24 protein-coding genes and 1 pseudogene are annotated in these 20,495 nt (G+C 68.4%); 14 read left to right on the forward strand and 11 right to left on the reverse strand.

Annotated elements, in window-relative coordinates:
- Window positions 1–47 precede the first annotated feature (47 nt).
- Window positions 48–842 (forward strand): ZIP family metal transporter, encoded by a 795-nt coding sequence (locus tag L0D17_RS00860; RefSeq protein WP_243093520.1) that lies wholly within the window; start codon window positions 48–50, stop codon window positions 840–842.
- Here the strand turns inward: L0D17_RS00860 and L0D17_RS00865 are convergent.
- The 3 genes from L0D17_RS00865 to L0D17_RS00875 are packed head-to-tail and all read right to left on the reverse strand — an operon-like array spanning window position 839 to window position 2,169.
- Window positions 839–1,165: a dolichyl-phosphate-mannose-protein mannosyltransferase gene (locus L0D17_RS00865; protein ID WP_243093521.1), complete on the reverse strand. Its 327-nt coding sequence runs from the start codon at window positions 1,163–1,165 to the stop codon at window positions 839–841. The two genes, L0D17_RS00860 and L0D17_RS00865, sit on opposite strands and share 4 nt — an antisense overlap.
- A 9-nt stretch (window positions 1,166–1,174) precedes the next feature.
- Entirely contained in the window at window positions 1,175–1,753 is a 579-nt protein-coding gene (locus tag L0D17_RS00870) for an SCO family protein (protein ID WP_243093523.1), read from the reverse strand.
- Complete coding sequence (locus L0D17_RS00875; RefSeq protein WP_039459719.1) at window positions 1,750–2,169, reverse strand: copper chaperone PCu(A)C; 420 nt, start codon at window positions 2,167–2,169, stop codon at window positions 1,750–1,752. Before L0D17_RS00875 ends, L0D17_RS00870 begins: the two co-directional genes overlap by 4 nt.
- A gap of 60 nt (window positions 2,170–2,229) precedes the next feature.
- Here L0D17_RS00875 and L0D17_RS00880 point away from each other — a divergent pair, with 60 nt between their 5' ends.
- From L0D17_RS00880 to L0D17_RS00895, 4 genes are read left to right on the forward strand one after another with little or no spacing between them, the layout of a single operon-like run.
- On the forward strand, window positions 2,230–2,676 hold the full coding sequence (locus tag L0D17_RS00880) for a hypothetical protein (RefSeq protein WP_039459625.1): 447 nt from the start codon (window positions 2,230–2,232) through the stop codon (window positions 2,674–2,676).
- Entirely contained in the window at window positions 2,651–3,244 is a 594-nt protein-coding gene (locus L0D17_RS00885; RefSeq protein WP_039459626.1) for a MazG family protein, read from the forward strand. Before L0D17_RS00880 ends, L0D17_RS00885 begins: the two co-directional genes overlap by 26 nt.
- A gap of 29 nt (window positions 3,245–3,273) precedes the next feature.
- Complete coding sequence (locus L0D17_RS00890; protein ID WP_243093560.1) at window positions 3,274–3,744, forward strand: NUDIX hydrolase; 471 nt, start codon at window positions 3,274–3,276, stop codon at window positions 3,742–3,744.
- A complete protein-coding gene (locus L0D17_RS00895; protein WP_243093524.1) occupies window positions 3,707–4,204 on the forward strand; it encodes a type 1 glutamine amidotransferase domain-containing protein in 498 nt (165 codons plus the stop codon). Before L0D17_RS00890 ends, L0D17_RS00895 begins: the two co-directional genes overlap by 38 nt.
- On the opposite strand, the gene argB is transcribed toward L0D17_RS00895, so the two are convergent.
- Together argB and L0D17_RS00905 are read right to left on the reverse strand one after the other, a co-directional pair.
- Window positions 4,173–4,940 carry an acetylglutamate kinase gene (argB, locus tag L0D17_RS00900; protein WP_243093526.1) on the reverse strand — a complete coding sequence of 256 codons (768 nt, stop codon included), beginning with the start codon at window positions 4,938–4,940 and terminating at the stop codon, window positions 4,173–4,175. The genes L0D17_RS00895 and argB overlap by 32 nt on opposite strands.
- Complete coding sequence (locus L0D17_RS00905) at window positions 4,933–5,424, reverse strand: hypothetical protein (RefSeq protein WP_243093527.1); 492 nt, start codon at window positions 5,422–5,424, stop codon at window positions 4,933–4,935. Before L0D17_RS00905 ends, argB begins: the two co-directional genes overlap by 8 nt.
- Window positions 5,425–5,441: 17 nt before the next feature.
- Here L0D17_RS00905 and dnaX point away from each other — a divergent pair, with 17 nt between their 5' ends.
- The 5 genes from dnaX to L0D17_RS00930 all read left to right on the forward strand — a co-directional run bounded on the left by dnaX (window position 5,442) and on the right by L0D17_RS00930 (window position 10,659).
- Window positions 5,442–7,052, forward strand: a complete 1,611-nt coding sequence (gene dnaX / locus L0D17_RS00910; RefSeq protein ID WP_243093529.1) for a DNA polymerase III subunit gamma/tau — start codon at window positions 5,442–5,444, stop codon at window positions 7,050–7,052.
- Window positions 7,053–7,059: 7 nt separating this feature from the next.
- The gene (locus L0D17_RS00915) at window positions 7,060–7,341 is read left to right on the forward strand and encodes a metal-sensitive transcriptional regulator (protein WP_039459634.1); all 282 of its coding nucleotides are present in this window, start codon (window positions 7,060–7,062) and stop codon (window positions 7,339–7,341) included.
- Between the two features lies 1 nt (window position 7,342).
- Window positions 7,343–7,825, forward strand: a complete 483-nt coding sequence (locus L0D17_RS00920) for an HD domain-containing protein (protein ID WP_423247939.1) — start codon at window positions 7,343–7,345, stop codon at window positions 7,823–7,825.
- A 67-nt stretch (window positions 7,826–7,892) separates the two neighbouring features.
- Window positions 7,893–9,743, forward strand: coding sequence for a 2-oxoacid:acceptor oxidoreductase subunit alpha (locus tag L0D17_RS00925; protein ID WP_243093531.1), 1,851 nt, complete (start codon window positions 7,893–7,895; stop codon window positions 9,741–9,743).
- A 1-nt stretch (window position 9,744) separates the two neighbouring features.
- The gene (locus tag L0D17_RS00930) at window positions 9,745–10,659 is read left to right on the forward strand and encodes a 2-oxoacid:ferredoxin oxidoreductase subunit beta (RefSeq protein ID WP_243093532.1); all 915 of its coding nucleotides are present in this window, start codon (window positions 9,745–9,747) and stop codon (window positions 10,657–10,659) included.
- On the opposite strand, the gene L0D17_RS00935 is transcribed toward L0D17_RS00930, so the two are convergent.
- Window positions 10,656–11,924: an NAD(P)/FAD-dependent oxidoreductase gene (locus tag L0D17_RS00935; protein ID WP_243093540.1), complete on the reverse strand. Its 1,269-nt coding sequence runs from the start codon at window positions 11,922–11,924 to the stop codon at window positions 10,656–10,658. The two genes, L0D17_RS00930 and L0D17_RS00935, sit on opposite strands and share 4 nt — an antisense overlap.
- A 26-nt stretch (window positions 11,925–11,950) precedes the next feature.
- Here L0D17_RS00935 and moaC point away from each other — a divergent pair, with 26 nt between their 5' ends.
- Entirely contained in the window at window positions 11,951–12,424 is a 474-nt protein-coding gene (gene moaC / locus L0D17_RS00940) for a cyclic pyranopterin monophosphate synthase MoaC (protein ID WP_243093542.1), read from the forward strand.
- A 29-nt stretch (window positions 12,425–12,453) separates the two neighbouring features.
- Window positions 12,454–12,783, forward strand: a complete 330-nt coding sequence (locus L0D17_RS00945) for a NifB/NifX family molybdenum-iron cluster-binding protein (RefSeq protein WP_243093544.1) — start codon at window positions 12,454–12,456, stop codon at window positions 12,781–12,783.
- Here the strand turns inward: L0D17_RS00945 and L0D17_RS00950 are convergent.
- Genes L0D17_RS00950 through L0D17_RS00960 form a run of 3 tightly spaced genes read right to left on the reverse strand, consistent with a single transcriptional unit; the run spans window position 12,755 to window position 18,027 of the window.
- The gene (locus L0D17_RS00950; RefSeq protein ID WP_243093545.1) at window positions 12,755–13,651 is read right to left on the reverse strand and encodes a hypothetical protein; all 897 of its coding nucleotides are present in this window, start codon (window positions 13,649–13,651) and stop codon (window positions 12,755–12,757) included. The genes L0D17_RS00945 and L0D17_RS00950 overlap by 29 nt on opposite strands.
- 7 nt (window positions 13,652–13,658) lie before the next feature.
- Window positions 13,659–15,116, reverse strand: coding sequence for a phosphodiester glycosidase family protein (locus tag L0D17_RS00955; protein ID WP_243093547.1), 1,458 nt, complete (start codon window positions 15,114–15,116; stop codon window positions 13,659–13,661).
- 34 nt (window positions 15,117–15,150) lie between these two features.
- Complete coding sequence (locus L0D17_RS00960) at window positions 15,151–18,027, reverse strand: RtcB family protein (protein WP_341474669.1); 2,877 nt, start codon at window positions 18,025–18,027, stop codon at window positions 15,151–15,153.
- A gap of 103 nt (window positions 18,028–18,130) precedes the next feature.
- Between L0D17_RS00960 and L0D17_RS00965 the strand changes: the two genes are divergently transcribed.
- The gene (locus L0D17_RS00965; RefSeq protein WP_243093549.1) at window positions 18,131–19,060 is read left to right on the forward strand and encodes a PP2C family protein-serine/threonine phosphatase; all 930 of its coding nucleotides are present in this window, start codon (window positions 18,131–18,133) and stop codon (window positions 19,058–19,060) included.
- Between the two features lie 20 nt (window positions 19,061–19,080).
- Complete coding sequence (gene ndk / locus L0D17_RS00970; protein WP_243093551.1) at window positions 19,081–19,494, forward strand: nucleoside-diphosphate kinase; 414 nt, start codon at window positions 19,081–19,083, stop codon at window positions 19,492–19,494.
- Here ndk and L0D17_RS00975 read toward each other — a convergent pair.
- Together L0D17_RS00975 and L0D17_RS00980 are read right to left on the reverse strand one after the other, a co-directional pair.
- Window positions 19,491–20,039, reverse strand: a complete 549-nt coding sequence (locus L0D17_RS00975; RefSeq protein ID WP_243093553.1) for a LabA-like NYN domain-containing protein — start codon at window positions 20,037–20,039, stop codon at window positions 19,491–19,493. The two genes, ndk and L0D17_RS00975, sit on opposite strands and share 4 nt — an antisense overlap.
- Window positions 20,040–20,094: 55 nt before the next feature.
- Window positions 20,095–20,495, reverse strand: a pseudogene (locus tag L0D17_RS00980) (integrase core domain-containing protein); the annotation flags it as partial.

The raw sequence follows: 20,495 nt of genomic DNA on the forward strand, positions 1-20,495 counted from the left end.
CCAAAGCGGGCTTGCCCCGGGGTTTAGGTTCCCCTAAAATCGGGGGCATGGACGCCCCGGTTCTCCACGCCCTTCTTGGGGGCCTCTTCACCTGGGGCCTCACCGCGGTGGGGGCGGCCAGCGTCTTCCTGGCCCGGGAGCCGAGCCGCAAGCTCCTGGACGGCATGCTGGGCTTCGCCGCCGGGGTGATGCTGGCGGCCAGCGTCTTCTCCCTCCTCCTGCCCGGGATGGAGATGGCGGAGGCCCAAGGGCAAAACCCCCTGGTTCCGGCGGTGGTGGGCTTCCTCCTGGGCGGGGGGTTTCTCCGCTTGTTGGACCTCTTACTGCCCCACGTGCACCTTTTCCCCGGGGCCCAGGCGGAAGGCCTCCCCACTCACTGGCGGCGCACCACCCTCCTCATCCTGGCCATCACCCTGCACAACTTCCCCGAAGGGCTCGCCGTGGGGGTGGCCTTCGGGGCCGCCGGCCTGGACCCCACGGGGGCGGCGAGCCTGGGGGGAGCCATCGCCTTGGCCGTGGGCATCGGGCTTCAGAACCTGCCCGAGGGCCTGGCGGTGGCCTGGCCCCTGCGGCGGGCGGGGGTGGGCGCGGGGCTCGCCTTTTTTTACGGCCAGCTTTCCGCCCTCGTGGAACCCCTGGGAGCGGTCTTGGGGGCGCTCTTGGTAGGGCAGATGATGGCCCTCCTCCCCTACCTCATGGCCCTGGCGGCGGGGGCCATGATCTTCGTCATCGTGGAGGAGGTGATCCCGGAAAGCCAGGCGGAGGGCAACGGGGACGTGTCCACCTTCGGGGTCATGGTGGGCTTCGCCACCATGATGGCCCTGGACGTGGCCTTGGGCTAGCCCCGGCCCAGGCGCTCCCGGAGGAGGCGGGCGGCCTCCTCCGCCTTGGCCCTGGCGGTTTCCGCCGCCTTTTTGGCGGCCTCGGCCAGGCCCCTCAGGCGGTCGGGGACCCCGTCTTGGTCTTGGTCCAGCTCCTTGAGCCGGGCCTTGGCCTCCTCCAAAGCCTTTTTGGCCTCCTCCAGGGCCCGCTCCACCACGTCGGGCCGGCCGTCCTTGTCCTGGTCCAGCTTCTCCTTGAGCTCCAAAAGGCGCTTTTCCGCCTCCCCCGCCGCTTCCCTAACCGCTTCCCGCGCCTTGTCCAGGAGTTCTCTTAGATCCGCCATTCGGTCATTTTACAACAAAGCCCTGAGGTCCGCCACCACCTTGTCCGTGGCCTCCACCTTCTCGGGGCTGAAGAGGAGGACGAGCCTCCCCCCCCGCACCACGAAGGTGGTGGCGGTGTGGTCCACCAGGTACTCCCCCGGCCCCCGGTACTGGGTCTTCTGGTAGTAGACGCCAAAGCGTTGGGCCACCTCCTGGATGGCCTCAGGGCTTCCGGAAAGGCCCAGGAAGCTGGGGTGGAAGTTCTTGGCGTAGCGGTCCGCCACCTCGGGGGAATCCCGCTCCGGGTCCACGCTGACGAAGACCACCCGCACCCGCGCCTGCTCCGCGGGGGAAAGCCCCTCATAGGCCCGCTTCAGGGCCAGGAGGGTGGTGGGGCAGACATCGGGGCAGTGGACGTAGCCGAAGAAGAGGAGGACCACCTCGCCCAAATCCGCCAGGCGCACCGGGCCCTCCGGGCCTTCCAAGGTGAAGTCCACGGGCTTGGGGTTCATGAGCCGGGTGCCGTGGAAGCTATGCCCCTTGGGCAGGAAAAGGTAGGCCACCCCCAAGAGGGCCAAAAGGGCAAGGGGAAGCCATAGCCGCCTCATCGTTCCTCCACGGGTAGGCGTACCTTAAGCTGGGTACCGTTTTGGAACTTGAGGACAAGCTCCACCCTCTCCCCCAGCTTGAGGGGCCGCCTGAGGTTGAAGAGCATGAGGTGGTATCCCCCGGGCTTGAGGACAAGCCTGCCCTTAGGCGGGACCTCGGCGAAGTCCACGGGCCGCATCCCCATGACCATCTTGCCGTCTTTTTCCTGGTGGAAGGTACCGTGGAGCTCCACCCGCTCCGCCCACGCCGCCTCCGCCCCCACCAGGCGCAAGGGGGCGTCCCCCAGGTTTTCCAGGGTCAGGTAGGCGGCGGTGACGGCCAGGGTGGCCGGATACCGGACCCAGCCCTCCACCACCCGCACCTCTTGCGCCAGGGCAAAACCGAGGAGAAGAAAAAGGACCATCCCGCGCCGCATGGCCTCAGGATAGGGGCTTTGGGGGGGACAAATGTACTTCACCGGGGTAAGATGCCCTCCATGCTCCGCTTGGCCGGGATCCTCCTTACCCTCCCCTTCTTCCTCCAGCTCCTCGGCCTGGGGGATACCCCCTTGGGCGGGGGGCTTTGCGGGGAGGTCTTCCGCCTGAAAGACCCCGCCTTGGCCTTAGCGACCCCGGGTTTCTGGTACGGGCTCCTCTTCATGGTCCTTTTGGCCTTGGAGCTCGGCTTTGGGCTTTCCCTCCTCCTTCTCCCCCTTCTAGAGGTGCGCCTTGGACCCAGTTGGCTTCGGGCGGGGCGCCTTTTGGTGGGGGGGCTTTTCCTCCTCTTCCTCCTCACCCGCACCACCGGGCTCCCCGTGCCCACCCCGGCGGGGGTGGTCCTGGAGCCTGCCCCCATGGATCCCTTAAGCCTCCTTTTGGTGGGGCTATCCCTTTTGGGCGGGCTCCTTTTGCGGGAGAATGGGGGGCATGGAACGCCTGCTTGAGGTGATGCGCCGCCTCAGGGGCCCCGGGGGGTGCCCTTGGGACCGGGCCCAGACCCACGAGAGCCTGGTGCCCTACCTTTTGGAGGAGGCTTCCGAAGCGGCGGACGCCCTCCTTAAAGGCAACCCCAAGGAGATGGCGGAGGAGCTGGGGGACGTTCTCTTGCAGGTGGCCTTCCACAGCGTCATCGCCGAGGAGGAGGGGCGGTTTTCCTACGCCGATGTGGAAGGGGCCATCGTGGAGAAGCTCATCCGCCGCCACCCCCACGTCTTCGGGGAGGCCAAGGCCAACACCCCGGAGGAGGTGAAGGCCCGCTGGGAAGACCTAAAGGCCCAAGAGGGGAAGCGGGAAGACCCCTGCGGCCTGCCCCAGCACCTCCCCACCCTCCTCCGGGCCTACGAGCTCCAGAAGAAGGGGGTAGACCCGGGAAGCGAGGAAGGGCTTAAGCGAGCCCTGGAGGAAGGGGACCTCGAGGAGGCGCTTTGGAACCTGGTGGGGCTTTTCGCCAAAAAGGGCCTGGACCCCGAGACCGCCTTAAGAAGGCGCTCCCTCAAAGCCTGCCAGCGGTAGCCCCGCCCGTGGGCTTCCGCTTGGCGGCGGTGGCGGTTCCCCTCTTGGGGGGCCACCTCCTCTTCACCCGGCGTAGCCCCCACCTCCCCACCCACGCCGGCCAGGTGAGTTTCCCCGGGGGGGTGGTGGAGCCGGGGGAAGGGGTGGTGGAAGCAGCCCTGCGGGAGGCGGCGGAGGAGGTGGGGCTAAAGGGGGTGGAGCCTTTAGGCTTCCTCTCCCCCACCTTTTCCCCCCAGGGGTTTTGGGTGCAGCCCGTGGTGGTCTTCCGGGAGGACCTCCCTCCCCTAGAGCCCAGCCCAGAGGAGGTGGCGGAGGTCCTCCTGGCCCCCTTGGAGGAGCTTCTTGCCATCGCCCCCTGGAGCGAGATACGCCTGGGGCGTACTGTGTGGCACTTCCCCTGGCGGGGGGTGGACATCTGGGGGGTGACGGGGAATATCCTCAAGGAGTTCCTGGAGGTGTGGCGTGAAGCGCATCGGGATCCTGCTGGCGGACCTCTTTGACGAGCGGGAGTTCCTCTACCCCTACTACCGGGTACTGGAGGCGGGCTACCTGCCGGTGGTCCTGGGGCCGGAGGCCCGGGAGTACCGGGCCAAGTCGGGCTTTGCCTGGAAGGCGGAGCTGGGGGCGGCGGAGGCCCCGGAGCTCGCCGGGCTTCTCATTCCTGGAGGCTTCGCCCCCGACTACCTGCGCCGAAGCCCGGCCGTCTTGGACCTGGTGCGGAGGGTGGCGGAAGCGGGCAAACCCTTAGGGGCCATCTGCCATGCGGGCTGGGTCCTCATCGGCGCCGGGCTGGTGCGGGGCAAAAGGGTCACGGGCTTCGCCTCCATCCGGGACGACCTGGTGAACGCCGGGGGGCTTTACCAGGAGGAAGGGGTGGTGGTGGACGGCACCCTGGTGACCGCCCAGGGCCCGAAGGACCTCCCCGAGTTTATGCGGGCTTTTCTCCGGCTCCTAGGGTGAAGCGGGTCCCCGCCTGGCCCAGGCGGACCCCCTCCAAGACCCCAGGCCCCCCCTTGGCGATGGCCGCCCAAGGAGCCCCGGCCCGAAGGGCCGCCAGGGCCGCTTCCACCTTGGGGATCATCCCCCCTTGGATGACCCCTTGCCGCTTTAGGGCCTCCACCTCTTCCGGGGTGAGGTGGGGAAGGCGGGTCTTGGGGTCCGTGGGGTCGCGGTACACCCCTTCCACGTCGGTGAGGAAAAGGGCGGGCCAGCCCAAGGCCCCAGCCACCGCCGCGGCGGCGGTGTCGGCGTTGACGTTTAGGGGGCCCTCCTCGTCCAGGGCGATGGGGGCGAGGAGGGGGGTGTAGCCCTTTTCCAGAAGGTCCAAGAGGAGCCCCGCCCCCACCCCCACCACCTCCCCCACCCGGCCCAGCTCCGGCAAGGCCCGGCCCCGAAGGCACAAGGCGTCCCGGCCGGAAAGGGCGATGGCCTTCCTGCCCCTTCTGGAAAGCCCCTCCGCCAGGCGCTTGCCCGTGAGGTAAAGGGCCATCTCCACCGCCTCCACCTGCTCCTTGGGGGTTACGCGGAGGCCCCCCACGAAGCGGCTCTCGTACCCCAGCCGGGCGAGGAGGGCCCCGATCTCGGGGCCGCCCCCGTGAACCAAAACCAGGGGCCCGGGGTAAGCGGCGAGCTCGTTCAAAAGGGCCTCAGCCCCCCTTAGGCTTCCTCCCACCTTCACCAGCAAGGCCTCACTCAAGGTAGACCACCTCCTCGGGCAAGCCTCCCTCCTCCTCCACCTCCAGAAGGTCCAAGAATCCCAGAAGGGCGTGGTCGGGGTGGAGGCCGAAGTGGGCGGCCAGGGCCTGAACGGCGTTTAGGGGGGGCATCCGCGCCGCCCCTTGCAGAAGGGGAAGGAGGGCCTCGGGGGCCAGGAGAGCCTCCCCCAGCTCCGGGCCCCGCCGGAGCTCCGCCACCCCCTTGCCCTCTTCCGCCAAGAGGAAAAGGAGGTCCTCCTCGTTTAGGACCATAAAGGCCAGGGCGGGCCCCAGATGGGAAAGCGCCTCCAGGAAGGCCCTTATGGCCTTTGGATCTTCGTCGGCCTCGAGGGCCTCGTGATAGAGGCTCACCCATGGGCTGTCGGGCACCACGTAGACCCCGGCCCCCCGCGTCTCGCCCTGGGCCCAGGCCACCACCCGCTCTGGGGGGGCCTCCACGTGGAAGGAGAGGAAGCTCCGCACCACGCCCTATACTAGCCCTTGTGAGCGCCCTCTACCGCCGGGTGCGCCCCCTCACCTTCGCCGAGGTGGTGGGCCAAGAGCACGTGAAGGAACCCCTCACCCGGGCCATCCGGGAAGGGCGGCTGGCCCAGGCCTACCTCTTCTCCGGCCCCCGGGGCGTGGGGAAGACCACCACCGCCCGCCTCCTGGCCATGGCCGTGGGCTGCCAAGGGGAGGAGCGCCCCTGCGGGGCCTGCGCCCACTGCCAGGCGGTGCAAAAAGGAGCCCACCCCGACGTGGTGGAGATTGACGCCGCCAGCAACAACTCGGTGGAGGACGTGCGGGAGCTTAGGGAAAGGATCCTCCTCGCCCCCCTTTCCGCCCCCAAGAAGGTCTTCATCCTGGACGAGGCCCACATGCTCTCCAAAAGCGCCTTCAACGCCCTCCTCAAGACCCTGGAGGAGCCCCCGCCCCACGTCCTCTTCGTCTTCGCCACCACGGAGCCGGAAAGGATGCCCCCCACCATCCTCTCCCGCACGCAGCACTACCGCTTCCGCCGCCTTACGGAAGAGGAGATCGCCGCCAAGCTCACGCGCATCCTCGAGGACCTGGGCCGGCGGGCGGAACGGGAAGCCCTTCTCCTGGTGGCCCGCCTGGCGGACGGGGCCATGCGGGATGCGGAAAGCCTCCTGGACCGCCTCCTCCTCCTGGAAGACCCCCTGTCCCGGGCCAAGGTGGAGGAGGCCTTGGGCCTTCCCCCCAAGGAGGCCCTTTTCGGCCTCGCCCAGGCCCTGGGAGAGGGCCGGATGAAGGAGGCCCTGGAGGAAGCCCGCAGGCTCTACGGCCAGGGCTTCGCCCCCAGGAGCCTGGTGGGGGGGCTCATGGAAGCCTTGCGGGAAGCGCTCTACGCCGCCTACGGCCTTCCGGGAAGGTCCCTTTCCCTTCCCCCCGAGGCCCTCCTCGCCGCCCTCACCCGGCTGGACGAGGCCCTGGAGCGCCTGGCTCGGCGCTCCGACCTCCTGGCCCTGGAGGCGGCCCTCCTCGCCGCCTTCGCCCCCACCCCCAAGGCCCCGGCGGAACCCGCCCAGGCCCCGCCCCCGGAACCCCCCTTGCCCGAGTTTGACCCCTTGGCCCCCCCACCCCCGCCGCGCCGGGGTGAGGGCGAGGCCCAACCGAAGCCCAGTGGGGAAGAAGCCTTGGCTCCCCGCTTCCGCGCCTTTTTGGAGGCCCTTCGGCCCACCCTGCGGGCCTTCGTGCGGGAGGCCAGGCCCGAGGTGGTGGGGTCCGCCCTCTACCTCCGCTTCCCCGAAGGCAAGGCCTTCCACCACAAGCGGGCGGTGGAGCAAAAGGCGGCCCTTTTGCCCTTGGCCCAAGCCCACTTCGGGGTGGAGGAGGTCCATTTCGTTCTGGAAAAAAAAACCCCTGAGCCGGTAAGCCCCAAGCCTAAACCCCCTCCCCCGGCCCCGGAACCTCCCCCTCCGGCCCCGCGGGAGGCTCGGCCTCCGGAAGGAGAGATGGGAAAAGACCCCGAAACCCGCCTTCACCAGATCGCCCGCCTCCTGGGGGGGAAGCTCCTTTGGGTGCGCAAACCCAAGGCCCCGGAGCCCGAGGAACCCGTGAGCGAGGACAACATAGGGGGTAGTGGTATATAATGCCCCCATGACCAAGACCACCGAGCTGGGACAAGACACCGTGGAGAACATCCTGAAGCGTCTTCGGCGCATTGAGGGCCAGGTTCGGGGCCTGCAGAAGATGGTGGCGGAAGGCCGCCCCTGCGACGAGGTCCTCACCCAGATGACCGCCACCAAGAAGGCCATGGAGGCGGCGGCCACCCTAATCCTCCACGAGTTCCTCAACGTCTGCGCCACCGAGGTTTCCGAGGGCAAGGTGGACCCCAAGAAGCCCGAAGAGATCGCCAATATGCTGAAGAAGTTCATCTAGGATGGCAGGCCGGCTCGCCCGGCTGAAAAAGCGGCTTTTTCGCCTTTTCCTGGCCTTCTTCCCCCAAAGGGCGGCGCCGGAGGATGGCTTCGCCTTGGCCTTCTTGAAGGAAGGCGAGCGGGCCCTTTACCTGGCCATGGACCCCCGGGACCGGGCCCACGCGGTGCGGGTGGCCCGCCGCCTCCTCCAAGCCCACCCGGAGGCCCCACCGGAGGCGGTGCGGGCCGCCCTCCTCCACGACGCCGGCAAGGCCCTAAGGCCCTACCACCCCCTGGAACGCATCCTCACGGGGCTTTTCGCCCCGCCCCTTCCCCCCTACCCCTTGCGCTCAGGGCTTCTTGGGGCCTTCCAGGTGCGCCGTCACCACGCCCTTTACGCCGCTGAGCGCATAGAAGACCCGGTGGTGCGGACCCTGGTCCTAGAGCACCACGCCCCAAAGACTCTCTGGGGCAAAAGGCTCCACCAGGCGGACCAGGAGGAGTGATTTGGGCAAATGCCCCTAGCCAACCCGAGGCATAAGGAGTAGCGTAGTCCTGGACCAAGGAGGGCTTATGGAGGAGTTCACTTGGCGCGTGGGCGGCCCCCAAGGGGGCGGGATAGAGACGGCGGCCACCCTTTTCGCCCGGGCCGTGGCCAAGGGGGGGTGGTGGGTGGCCACCAAGCGGGAGTACCACTCCAACATCATGGGGCGGCACTCCTACCTGGACGTGCGCCTGGGGCGAAAACCGGTGGGGGCCTTCCGGGACAGGGTGGACTTCCTGGTGGCCCTGGACGGGGAAACCCTAGCCCGCCACCTGGGCGAGGTGCGGCCTGGGGGAGTGCTCCTTTACGACCCCAAGGTGCTGGACCTTTCGGTGCACAAGCTCACCATGTTGGACCACCGGGTGCAGGAGGCCCTGGCCGAGCGCTTTGGCAAGGGCGACCCAAGCCTTAAGGAGATCCTCGCCGCTTACGCCGAGGCGGGCGTCCAACCCCTCCCCTACCCCTATGAGGAGGTGGCGGACCGCATTGGGGCGGAGCTCGGGGTGCCCTCGTTGCAGACCCGGCGCACCCTGAACACCATCGCCGTGGCGGCGAGCCTCCATCTCCTGGGCTTTCCCCTAGAGCCCCTGCTGGAGGCCTTGGCCCTGCAGTTTAGGGGGAAGGTGCTGGAGCTCAACGAGAAGGTGGCCCAGGCAGTCTACCGGGAGGAGGTGCCGAGGCTTTCCCTTTCCCTCCGCCTAAACGGCTACGAGCCGGGCCGGGTCTACCTCACCGGGGCCCAGGCCGCCGCCCTTGGTAAGCTCGCCGGGGGCCTCCGCTTCCAGACCTACTACCCCATCAGCCCGGCCACGGACGAAAGCGTTTACCTCGAGGCCCACACCAACTTCCAAGGAGCGGACGTGGCCGTGGTGCAGACGGAGGACGAAATCGCCGCGGTGACCATGGCCATCGGCGCCGCCCTCACCGGGGCCAGGGCGGCCACCGCCACCAGCGGCCCCGGCTTCAGCCTCATGGCCGAGGGGATGGGCTTCGCCGGGATGATTGAGGCCCCCTTGGTGGTGACCCTCTACCAGCGGGGCGGGCCCTCCACGGGGCTTCCCACCCGCACGGAGCAGGGGGACCTCCTCTTCGCCATCCGGGGCGGGCACGGGGAGTATCCCAGGCTCGTCCTCGCCTCCGGCGACATCCTGGACGCCTTCTTGGACGCCCAGAAAGCCCTGGCCTGGGCCTGGCGGTACCAGACGGTGGTGGTCCACCTCCTGGACAAGTTCCTGGCCTCCATGGCGCAAAGCCTCCCCAAGGAGGCCCTCACGCCCCTTCCCCAAAACGGGGAGAAACGGCTGGCGCCCCGGGAGGGCTTTGGCCCTTACGAGCGCTACGCCCCCGCGGAAGACGGCATCTCCCCCTTCATCCCCCTCGGGACCCCAGGGGGCTTCTACTGGATGACCTCGGATGAGCACGACCTCGAGGGGCACATCACGGAAGACCCCGTCCTCCGGGAGTACCAGATGGAAAAGCGCATGGAAAAGCTCCGCACCGCCCGGCGGGAAATCCCCCTGGAGGACCAGTACACCCTTTACCGGGATGGGGACGTTTTGGTCCTGGGCTTCGGCACGGTGAAGGGAACCCTCCTGGAGGCCTTGGACCACCTCCCCGGGGTGGGGTACCTGCACCTAAAGCTCCTTTGGCCCTTCCCCGAGATCGGCCCCCTCCTGGAGGGGAAACGGCTCGTCACCGTGGAGCACAACTACTCCGGGCAGCTCGCCGATCTGGTGCAGCAGGAAACCCTGAAGAAGGTCCACCACCGGGTGGTGAAGTACAACGGCCGTCCCATCACCCTGGACGAGGCGGTGGAGGCGCTCAAAGCGGTGCTCGCGGGGACGGCCCCCGAGCGCCTGGTCTTGCGGAAGGGAGTCTAGCATGGTGGAGCTTAAGCTTCAGGACTACAAGGCGGAGAAGCAGCCCGACTGGTGCCCGGGCTGCGGGGACTACGGCATCCTCTCCGCCCTTCAGATGGCCCTCTTTGAGCTGAAGAAGGACCCGAGCCAGACCGTGGTCTTCTCCGGCATCGGCTGCTCGGCCAAGACCCCCCACTACCTGAACGTCTACGGCGTCCACACCCTCCACGGGCGCGTCCTGCCCGTGGCCCAGGGGGCCAAGCTGGCCAACCCCCACCTCACCGTGGTGGCGGTGGGAGGGGACGGGGACGGCCTGGGCATCGGGGCCGGGCACTTCGTGGCCGCGGGCCGGAGGAACGTGGACATGCTCTACATCCTCTACGACAACGAGGTCTACGGCCTCACCAAGGGGCAGGCGGGGCCCACCTTGGGCCTGGGGGAGAAGACCAAGAGCCTGCCCAAGCCCAACCCCCAAGGGCGCATTAACCCCCTCCTCCTGGCCTTCGCCGCGGGGTACACCTGGATCGCCCGGGGCTACGCCTACGACGTGAAGGGCCTAAAAGAGCTCATCAAGGAGGGCATAACCCACAAGGGCCTCGCCTTCCTCCACGTCCTGCAGCCCTGCCCCACCTACAACGACCTGCACACCAAGGAGTGGTTCGCCCCCAGGCTCTACAAGCTCCAGGAGGAGGGCTACGACCCCTATGTTCCCGAAGGGCTCTCCCCCGAGGAGCTAGACCAAAAAATGGCCAAGTTCCAGGAAAAGGCGGCGGAGTGGGGGGAAAGGATCCCCACCGGGGTCTTCTGGAAGGCGGAGGTGCCCACCTTTGAGGAGCGCCTTAAGGCCTACCTCCCCCGCTACCCCGAGGTCTACCCCGCCCTGGGGCAGAAGGAGGCCTTGGACCTGGAAGGGCTCCTCAAGGAGTTCGCCCTCTAAAGCTGGGCCCGGGCCGCCGCCCCCTGGGGGCGGTAGCCGGGGTCGCGGTAGCGGGCAGGCAGGAAGGAATAGGCCCAGGGGGGAAGCGCCTCTCCCAGGACCATCCGGGCCAGTACCTCCCCCGCCCCCAAGGCGGCCATGACCCCATAGCCGGAAAAGGCGGCGAGGAGGTAGACCCCTTCGGCCACGGGGCCCAAAAGGGGCAGGTTCTCCGGGGTGCGCACGTAGTACCCCCCGTCCACCCGGGGCCGCACCCCCAGGTAGGCCCTAAGGCCCGGCAAGATGGGGAACAGGCCCCGCAGGGCCACCTCCCCCGCCCAAGAAGGCGGGGTGGGGCCGCAGGCCCGGGGTTCCTCCGCCCGGGGCCAGGGGTTATAGAGGGCGAGGAAGCCTTCCCCCTCGGGCCGCCCGTGGGCCCCCGGGGGCAAGGGGCCGAGGAGGGGGGCGAGGTCCTCCGCCTCCGCCAGGAGGGCCCGCTCCTCGGGGGAGAAAATCTCCCCGGGCTCGTTCCAGATGAGGAGGGGGGCCTCCCGGGGGAAGAGGCGCAAGGGATCGGGAAACCAGGCCTTGAAGTGGGGCTCGGCCGCCACGGGAAGGCCAGGGTCTAGCCCCCGCAGGAGGGGAAGGAGGCCGGGCCCGGGGGCCAGGACCAGGGCGAGGAAGGACCAGACCTCTTCCTTCCCCTCAAGCCGCACCCGGGCGGAGCCTTCCCCCTCCAAGCCCAAAAACTCCCCCCGCACCACCCTTCCCCCCGCCGCCCGCAAGGCCTCCAATAGGGCCATCCCCAGGCCTTGGGCGGAAAGCCAGCCCGCCCTGCGCACGTGGAGCCCCGCCCTGGCCTTCAGGTGGGCCAGGTAGGGGAAAACCTCCCCCAGGGCCCCGGGCAGGAGGAGGTCCATCCCCTCTTCCGCCCCTTCGGGGTAGGTGGCGGCCTTGCGGTGGACCCGCAAGGGCCCGGCGTGGGGAGCGGCCTGGGCCAGGGCGAGGAGGTCCTCCGCCCGGCCCAGGTAGAGGTAGCCCCGGGGCTTCATCCGGGCCGCCTCCGCAAAGGGGCCCAGGTGCTCCAGGCCATGGGCCACCAAGGCGGCCAAGGACTCCTCCCCGGGCCAGAAGACCCGGTAGCACTCCGTGGACTTGTCGCTGGTGCAGGAAAGGGGGGCTTCCCGCTCCAAAACGAGGACCGGAAGCCCCTTCTGGGCCAAGAAGTGGGCGGCGGATAGCCCCAGGATCCCCGCCCCCACCACCAAGACGCTCTCCCTGGGCACCCCCCTTAGGGTACTACACTGGGACCATGGACCTCACCCACTTCAAGGACGGCAAGCCCCAGATGGTGGACGTGACGGAAAAGCCAAAGACCTTCCGCGCCGCCACCGCCGAGGCCTTCGTGGAGCTCACGGAGGAGGCCCTCTTGGCCTTGGAAAAGGGGGGGGTGGGCAAGGGGGACCCCTTGGCGGTGGCCCAACTCGCCGGCATTCAGGGGGCCAAGAAGACGGCGGACCTCATCCCCCTCTGCCACCCACTTCCCCTCACAGGGGTGGAGGTGAAGGTGGAGCTCTTGCGGGAGGAAAAGCGGGTGCGCATAGAGGCCACGGCCCGCACCAAAGCGGAAACCGGGGTGGAGATGGAGGCCCTAACCGCCTGCGCCGTGGCGGCCCTCACGGTGTACGACATGCTCAAGGCGGCTTCCAAGGGGCTCGTGATCTCCCAGGTGCGCCTCCTCCACAAGGCGGGAGGGAAAAGCGGGGAGTGGCGGCGGGAGGGATAGCGTTTACCCCAGGGGTGTATCCTAAAGCCATGCGCGTCGCCATCGCTTTGGGCAAGGAGGAGGGCCGGGTCTACCCGGGGCCCTTCGGCCACGCCCCCCGCTACGCCATCTACGAGGCGGCAGAGGAAGGGCTAAGGCTTGTGGAGGTGCGGGAAAACCCCCACGCCAACGAGCACGGGGAGGAGAAGCACGCCAAGATGCGGGCCCTCCTTCAGGACGTGGACCTCAAGGTGGGGGCCCGCTTCGGCCACGGGGGGTCCTTGGGGGCCTTTCCCGTGGCGGGGCGCCTCGAGGTGGGCCCCGTTTCCCTGAAAGAGGCCCTAGCCCTCCTCATGGAGCGGCGAAATAGCGCCGGATGAGCTCCCGGGCCTCGGGGGCCAGGGGGGTCTTCTCCAGGTAGACCTCCACCCCCCGCCGCACCCTTTCCGGGGGCCTCCCCCCAGGCCAAGGGGCAGGAAGGGCGGCGCCTCCCCCTTCCCCCGGGGCGAGAAGCCCCGCCTCCTCCCCCTGGGGCGTCAGGGGAAGGACGGGAGGGCCCTTTTGGGCATCCCCGGTGCCCGCCCTTCCCTCGGAACCCGGGGAAGCCCTCTCCCCCCTGGCCCCGGGCGAGGCTGGGGGGCCTTCCCCCTTCCCCTGCAGCGTACCGCCCCCTGGAGAAGGCGGGGGGGTTTCCCCTTGGGGCGTCCCGCTCCCCGAGATTCCTTCCCCCTCTTGTGTTCCATTCCCTTTGGCCCCGCCCCCGTGGGCCGGGGAGCCTTCCTCTTCCTGGGGTGCGCCGTTTCCTTGGACCCCACCCCCAGGGGCCCTGTAGCCTTCCCTCCCGGAAGCCCCTTGGGGTGGGGCGGGCCGCTCCAGGCCGGGCAGGGTCCAAGGGGCCCCACCCCCTTCTGCCCGCCAAGCGGCGAGGAGAAGGGCCAAGAGCAAGGCCAGAAGGTAGAGGAAAAGAAGCCCATGGGGAAAGGGTGGAAGTTTCAGGGGGGCTTTCCTCGCCTCCGCCCAAAGCCTTTCCTCCCCGTAAGCCAAGGCGGTGGGGTAGGCGAGGGTCACCCGGGCGATCTCCCTTAGGGCCCGCCCCTCCCAAAGGCGGCTTGGCAGGAGGAGGGCGAAGGGGGAAAGGAGGGCAAAAAGGGGGTGGAAAAAACCCAAGAGGGCGAGGCCCAGGGCCAAAAGGAGGCGGTGGCGCCAGGCCAGGCGGCTGGCGTAGGCGCGGTGGAAGCCGGGGCCCACAAGGCGATTATGGCGCAAAGAGGGCCAAGGCGCTCACCACGGGCCTAGGGTTGCCCGCATAGGGGCTTCGCAACGCCCCCTTCACCCAAAGCTGGGCCGAGCCGCCCCCGTCCATCCGGAGGGCGTTCCAGGCCCCGAGGGCGAGGAGGGCCCGGGCCAGGACCCCCGGGGTAGTGGGCTCGGAAACGAGGAGCCAAAGCCTTCCCTCCTTGGTCCAGGCCACGGCGGCCTGGGGGGCCACGGCCAAGAGGGGCCTCGGGTCTTTAAAGTTCTCCTTGGCAGGGTCAAAGGCGTACCGGCCCTCCTGGAGGAGGAGGGGCCCCCCTTCCAGGGCGTAGCGGAAGGGGGGGTCCAGCCGCCCGTAAAGGCTCAGGCGGTCCCCCAGCGCCAAGGGGAAGGGCGGGGCCCCTTTGGGGAAGGTAAGGGCCCAAGCCCCCGGGGGAAGCTCCGCCGGGGCGGGGAGGAGGGCCACCACCCGGTCCTCCCGCACCAGGGCCACCTCCTCCCCCTCCCGCCCCACGGGGCCCGGCACGGTGTGGGCGGTGTAGCGAGCCCTCGAGGCGTTCACCCCCACCCGCACTCGCTCCCACTTGGGCCCCGCCACCACCGCCTCAAAGCGGGGAAGGCCCAGAAAGAAGGCAAAATCGTCCCACATCAGGGCGGCCCGGCCAAAGGGGTAGGCAACCGTGACCCCGTCCTGGACCCAAAGCCCGATGGGGGTGGCGGTCTTGGGGTCAAAGTAGCCCCCGTTGAGCACCGCCAAGGCCCCCGGGGCCAGGTCCTTGGGCAGGGCCCTCCTTCCCGGGGTGCCCACGGGGAGGAGCCTCCCCCTTTCCGCCTCCACCAGGTAAAGCCTGAGGGGCTCCGGGGTAAAGGCCCAGACCTCGCGGTAGCGCACCCCCGGGGCCAAAGCCTCCTCCGCCTCCGGGGCCAAGGGGTAGAGGTCCAGGACGAGGCGGGGCGGGTTTTCCAGGGAAAAAAGCCGATAGCGGAGGAGCTTCCCGGGGGCGGAAAGGGTTAGCTCCGTGCCCTCCGGAAGGAGCCGCACCGAGGCGGAAAGGCCCTGGGGCCAGGGGACCTCGAGAGCTTGGGGCGCCAGGTAGGGAAGGAGGAGGCGGGCGCTTCCCCGCCCCGTCCCCTCCTTTGGCGCATGGGGGGAGGGGGTGGGAAGGTCCAGGACCAGGCGGAAGGCCCGCCCTTGGTTGCCGAAGCGCACCCCCACCTCCGGCACCTGGAAGTAGCCCAGGGCCTTTAGGACTTCCAGGGGAAGCCTCTCCCCTTCCGGGGCGGGCCAGTCCCCCAAGGGCTCGGCCCAGCCCACCCCGGGCACGTACACAAAGCGCTTCCCACTCCCCTCGTACACCCAAGCCCCCCCCTCCTCCCGAAAGGCGAGGCCGAAGACCTGGGCGGGAAGGCTTTGGCCGAAGGCGAGCCCCAAGGCGAGGAAGAGGGCAAAAAGCCTCATCCCCCCATGAAAGCAAAGCCCGGTGAGAAGCGCCTTAGCCCTTCACCACGATGAGGGGGCGCAGGCGGGCCACCTTCTTGCCGATCCCCGCCCCCTCCACCGCCTCTACCACCAGGGAAACGTCCTTGTAGGCCTCCGGCATCTCCTCGTCCACCGTGGCCCGGGTGGCGGCCCGCACCAGGATGCCCCGCTCCGCAAGTTCCCTGACGAGGTTGCGCTCCCGGGCCACCCGCTTGGCCTGGTGGCGGCTCATCTTCCGCCCCGCCCCGTGGCAGCTGGAGCCGAAGGAGACCTCCATGGCCTTGGCCGTGCCCGCCAGGACGTAGGAGTAGCGGCCCATGTCCCCCGGCACCAAAACGGGCTGGCCCACCCGGCGGTACTCCGGGGGGATCTCGGGGTTGCCGGGGCCAAAGGCCCGGGTGGCCCCCTTGCGGTGGACCAGGACCCGCCGCCCCCTGTGTTCCTCAAACTTGGCGTTGTTGTGGGCGAGGTCGTAAAGCACCCTCAGGCCATGGTCCCGGGGCGCGTAGCCCACCGCCTCAAAGGCCTCCCGCACGAAGTGGGCGATGAGCTGGCGGTTGGCGAAGGCGAAGTTGGCGGCGGCGGCCATGGCCTGGAGGTAGTCCTGGCCCTCGGGGCTCTGGATGGGGGCCGCCGCCAGCTGCTTGTCCACCAGCTCAATCCCGTAGCGGGGGGCCACCTTGAGGAAGCGCTCCACGTAGTCCTGGCAGACCTGGTGGCCCAGGCCCCGGCTTCCCGTGTGGATGAGGACGGTGATCTGCCCCCTAAAAAGCCCGTAGGCCTCCGCGGCCTCGAGGTCGTACACCTCGTCCACGTACTGCACCTCCAAGAAGTGGTTGCCGCTTCCCAAGGTGCCGATCTGGGGGGTTCCCCGCTCAAAGGCCCTTTCCGAGACCTTGTCGGGGTTGGCCCAAGGGAGGCGGCCCTCGGACTCCATGAAGCGCACGTCCTCGGGGTAGCCATAACCCCGCTTCACCAGCCACCCCGCCCCCTCCTTGAGGATTTCCTTGAGCTCGCGCTTGCTGAAGCGCACGTCCCGCCGCTCGCTTCCCACCCCCGAGGGGATGAGGCGGTAAAGGGCGTCGGCGAGCTCCCGCTGGCGGGGGAGGAGGTCTTCCAAGGTGAGGTGGGAGGTCAAAAGGCGGACCCCGCAGTTGGAAACCACGAACCCTTCTGCCACAAAGTTGTGGTCTGGATGGGCCATGGAAAGGTCGTAAACCCTACCCCCATAGGGCACCCGTTCCACGGCCACCACCCGGTCAAAGAGCATGCCCTCGCAAGCCGCCACGAACTCGGGAAAGGTGGGAAAGCCTTGGGGACGGAAGGAACGGCGCTCCTCGTAAAGGGTGCGCTCCACAAAGCGGCGTGAGACCCCAAGCCCCTGGGCGATGGCCTTCACCGAATAGCCCGCCTTCCGGAGCGCCCAAGCCTTCTTGGCCAGGGCCTCCCGCTCGGCCAGGTGCGCCTCCTTCTTCCGAAGGTAAAAGGCGGCCAGAAGGGCCAGCCGGGCCTTGGTGGGGGCGTAGGCGTAGCCTATTTCCTCGTAAAGCCGGGCCAGGTTTTCCGGGGTGGATCGGAGGATGAGCTTGAAGCGGTGGGAAGGGTCCTCCGGCTCCTCCCAATCCACCTCTTCCCGCAGGTCCTGCACCTCCAAACCCAAGGAAACCAGCAGCCGGGCTAGGTCCTGCATGAAAGCCCGTCCCTCCTCCAGGGCGCTTCTGCGCTTGGACTGGGAGAGGACCGGGGGAATGAGGTTGTAGCCGTGGCCGCTTACGGCCTTGGGCGCAGAAAGCTCCGCCCCGAAAAGCCCCGCCAGGAAGTTGGCCTTCAGCCACGAGGGAAGGGCAAAAAGCCACGGCGGGAGCCTAAACCCCTGCTTGGCCTTGGCCCCTTCGGGAAGCCCAAGGGCGCGGAGAAGGAGAAGGAGGGCGCGAGAGGATACCTTAAGGCTAGCCTCCTCCGCGGAAAAGGCCCGGCCCCGGAAGCTGTGGCGGCGCCAGCGCAGATAAGGGCCCCCCGCCCGGAAGCCTAGACGCTCCAGATCGGCCTTGGCCTCCAGGAGGCCTTCCCTTGCCCCGTAGAGCACGAGGTAGGCCTTTCCCCCAGAGCGGTACAGGGTCCCATCCCCCAGGGAGTACCCCATCAAGCGCAAAAGGGCTGGCAGGTGGGGATGGTCTGCCCTAAGAGGGAGAAGCCCCCGCGCCCGGAGCTCCAAGGGGGCCCGGGGAAAGCCCAGCTCCTTAGCCCAAGCCTCCGCCGCCTCCTCCCCCACAAGGGTCAGGGGAGGAGGCGGTTCGTAAGGGAGCCCCCGGAAAGGGTGAACCGCCACCTGGTCACCTGACCGCAGTTCGCCCAGGGGGCGCATCCCTATGGGGGTATAGACCGGGTGGTCAGGGGTGGCCTCGAGGACAAACCCCCCTTCGGTGCGGAGGCGCACCAGCTCCTCCCCTTCCCGGGAAAGGAGGAAAAGAGCGCGAGCCGCCTCGGGGCACTCCCCTAAGCGCCAGGCTACCAACAAGGGATCCCGCTCTTGGGCGAGCTCCTCTATGGGCCGGTTGTAGCGGTCGTGGGCCAAAACGCGGGTTCCCCCGGGCAGGCAGTTGATGTCAAACCCTACCCCACCCGGGCTCACCACCCCGCCCTCCTCCGGGTCAAAGGCCGCCACCCCGCCGATGGGAAAGCCATACCCCCAGTGGATGTCGGGCATGGCCAGGGCCGGCTCCACAATGCCGGGCAAGGTGGCCACGTTCATGAGCTGTTGCAAGGAGGCGAAGTTTTCCGCCTCCAGGTCCTTCAGGATCTCCTCCGAGGCGAAGAAGACGGCATCCACCCGCATCTTGCCCTGCTTGGGAATGCGGTAGGTGTAGGGGGCGATTTTCTCAAAGCGCATGGCGCCCTCCCAAAACAAAACCGCCGGGCTCTTTGGGCCCGGGCTCACCTTCAAGCTACCGCCATATGCGGTATGCGTCAAGGATATGCGGTAAAATCCCCCCGTGCCGGAGCTCTCCTTCGCCCTGGAAACCCACCCCGGCCGCAAGCGCCCCAAGAACGAGGACGCCGTGGGCCACGCCCTCACCCCTTGGGGTGGCGTGTTCGTGGTGGCGGACGGGATGGGGGGGCACCGCACGGGGGAGGTGGCGGCCAGGCTGGCGGTGGACACCATCCTGGAACACCTGAAGGACAAGGAGCCCTCCCCCAAAGCCCTCCTCGAGGCCTTTGAACGGGCCAACGAGCGCATCTTCCAGGAGGCGCAGCGCCCGGAGAACCGGGGCATGGGGACCACCGCCACCTCCTTGGTCCTGGACCTCCCCTACGCCCTCATCGCCCACGTGGGGGACTCGAGGGCCTACCTCCTCCGCCAAGGGGAGCTTTCCCTCCTCACCGAGGACCACTCCTGGGTGGCGGAAAGGGTGCGCCAGGGCCTCCTCACCCCCGAGGAGGCCCGGACCCACCGCTGGCGCAACGTGATCACCAACGCCCTGGGCTCCTTCCCCCAGGCCCGGGTGGACCTCCTGGGCCTCAAGCTGGAACCAGGTGATGCGTTTCTCCTCTGCACCGACGGGCTTTCCGGGGTGCTGGACGAGCGCACCCTAAAGGAAGTCCTGAAAACCTTCCCCCCCGAGGAGGCCGCCCGGCGCCTGGTGGCCCTGGCCAACGAGTGGGGCGGCCCCGACAACGTGAGCGCCATCGTGGTGCGGGTGCCGGAGGAGCTTCCCGCTGGAAACCGCCCCTACGCCCTGCCCCTGGAGGCCGCCCGGGGGGCCCCGGTGCGGCTAAAGCTGGGGGAGGAGCCCGACGCGCTCCCCACCCAGGTCATGGAACCGCCCAAGCGCCCCCCCATCGGCTGGCGGGACGTGCTCCTCATCGCCCTTTGGATCTTGGTGGTGGGCTACATCCTCCTGGGCTACTTCAAGGGACCCTAATCTGCTAGACTCCTAGGGGTATGGAGCGCACCTTCGTCATGGTCAAACCCGACGGCTTCCGGCGTGGCCTGGTGGGGGAGATCCTCGCCCGGTTTGAGCGCAAGGGCTTCCGCATCGTGGGGCTAAAGGCCCTCAAGATCTCCCAGGAACTGGCGGAAAAGCACTACGCCGAACACCGGGAAAAGCCCTTTTTCCCCAGCCTGGTGGGCTTCATCACCTCGGGGCCGGTGGTGGCCATGGTCCTGGAAGGCCCCAACGCCATCGCCGAGGTGCGCAAGATGATGGGGGCCACCCACCCCAAGGACGCCCTCCCGGGCACCATCCGCGGGGACTTCGCCACCACCATTGACGAAAACGTGATCCACGGCTCCGCCACCCCGGAGGACGCCCAGAGGGAGATCGCCCTCTTCTTCCGCCCCGAGGAGCTCCTCTAGCCCTCCCCACCTTCCGATGCCTGGGGGAGGCTTGGCGCCCTAAGCCTCTCCCAGGGAAAGTCGTCCAGGGGGTAGAAGCGGTCCGCCTGCTGGGCCAGGCGGTGGGAGGAAAGGGCGTGGAAGGTGGTGTTCTCCACCTGCTTGCCCATGTCCTGCACCACCCGCACCACCTCGGCGAAGTCCCCATCCCCCGACACCAGCACCGCCACGTCGTAAGCGTCGGCGTAAGCCAGGCGCAGGATGTCAATGGCGATCTGGATGTCCACCCCCTTTTCCACGAAGCCGTCCGCCCGGCGCTCCAGCCGCCCCAGGCGCACCGCCACGTAGGGCACCCGCTTCAGGTAGTTGAGGAAGCTCTGGTGGGCCTTGGCCGCGGGGTCTTCCGGGGGAAGGGGGGCGTTGTAGTAGTAGGCGCGCAGAAGCCGCCTCCCGGCGGTGAGGAGGGTGATGAACTCCACGAAGTTCAGCCGATAGTCCGAGCCCAGGTGCTGCACCAACCCCTTGTAGAGGTTGGAGCCGTCAATAAATATGGCCACCCTTTCCATAATCGGCCCGCCCCTTTCCGGGCACCCTCAGTTTAGCCCCGGGGCGTGAGAAAGTTTATAGCCCACCGCTCCATGAGCGGTGGGGGAGGCATACCAGCTTCGGCTTAGCCCTTTCGGGCGCGGCTATCCTATCACAGCCCTCCCATGAGCGCAAGATGATGTAGTCGGTCAACACATTTGAGACTCTGTGGGGACCGCCTCCCCCCGTATTTTAGCCAGGTACTCTAAAGGGGCCAGGCCCCCCAAGGCCTGGTGGGGTCGCCGGCGGTTGTAGTGGTCCAGGTAGGCGTCAAGCTCCCTTTGGAGCTCGGGGATCTGTGAAGGCAACGGTCGTGTGTAGAACTCATCCCTAAAGGTCCGCTGCATCCGCTCCACGTGACCATTGAGCTTGGGGCTCCTCGGAGGAAGAACGAAGAGCTTAACGCCCAAACGTTCACAGACCTCCTCAAAATCGGA

Origin of the sequence: Thermus thalpophilus (assembly GCF_022760915.1) — a bacterium.
Taxonomy (GTDB): domain Bacteria; phylum Deinococcota; class Deinococci; order Deinococcales; family Thermaceae; genus Thermus; species Thermus thalpophilus.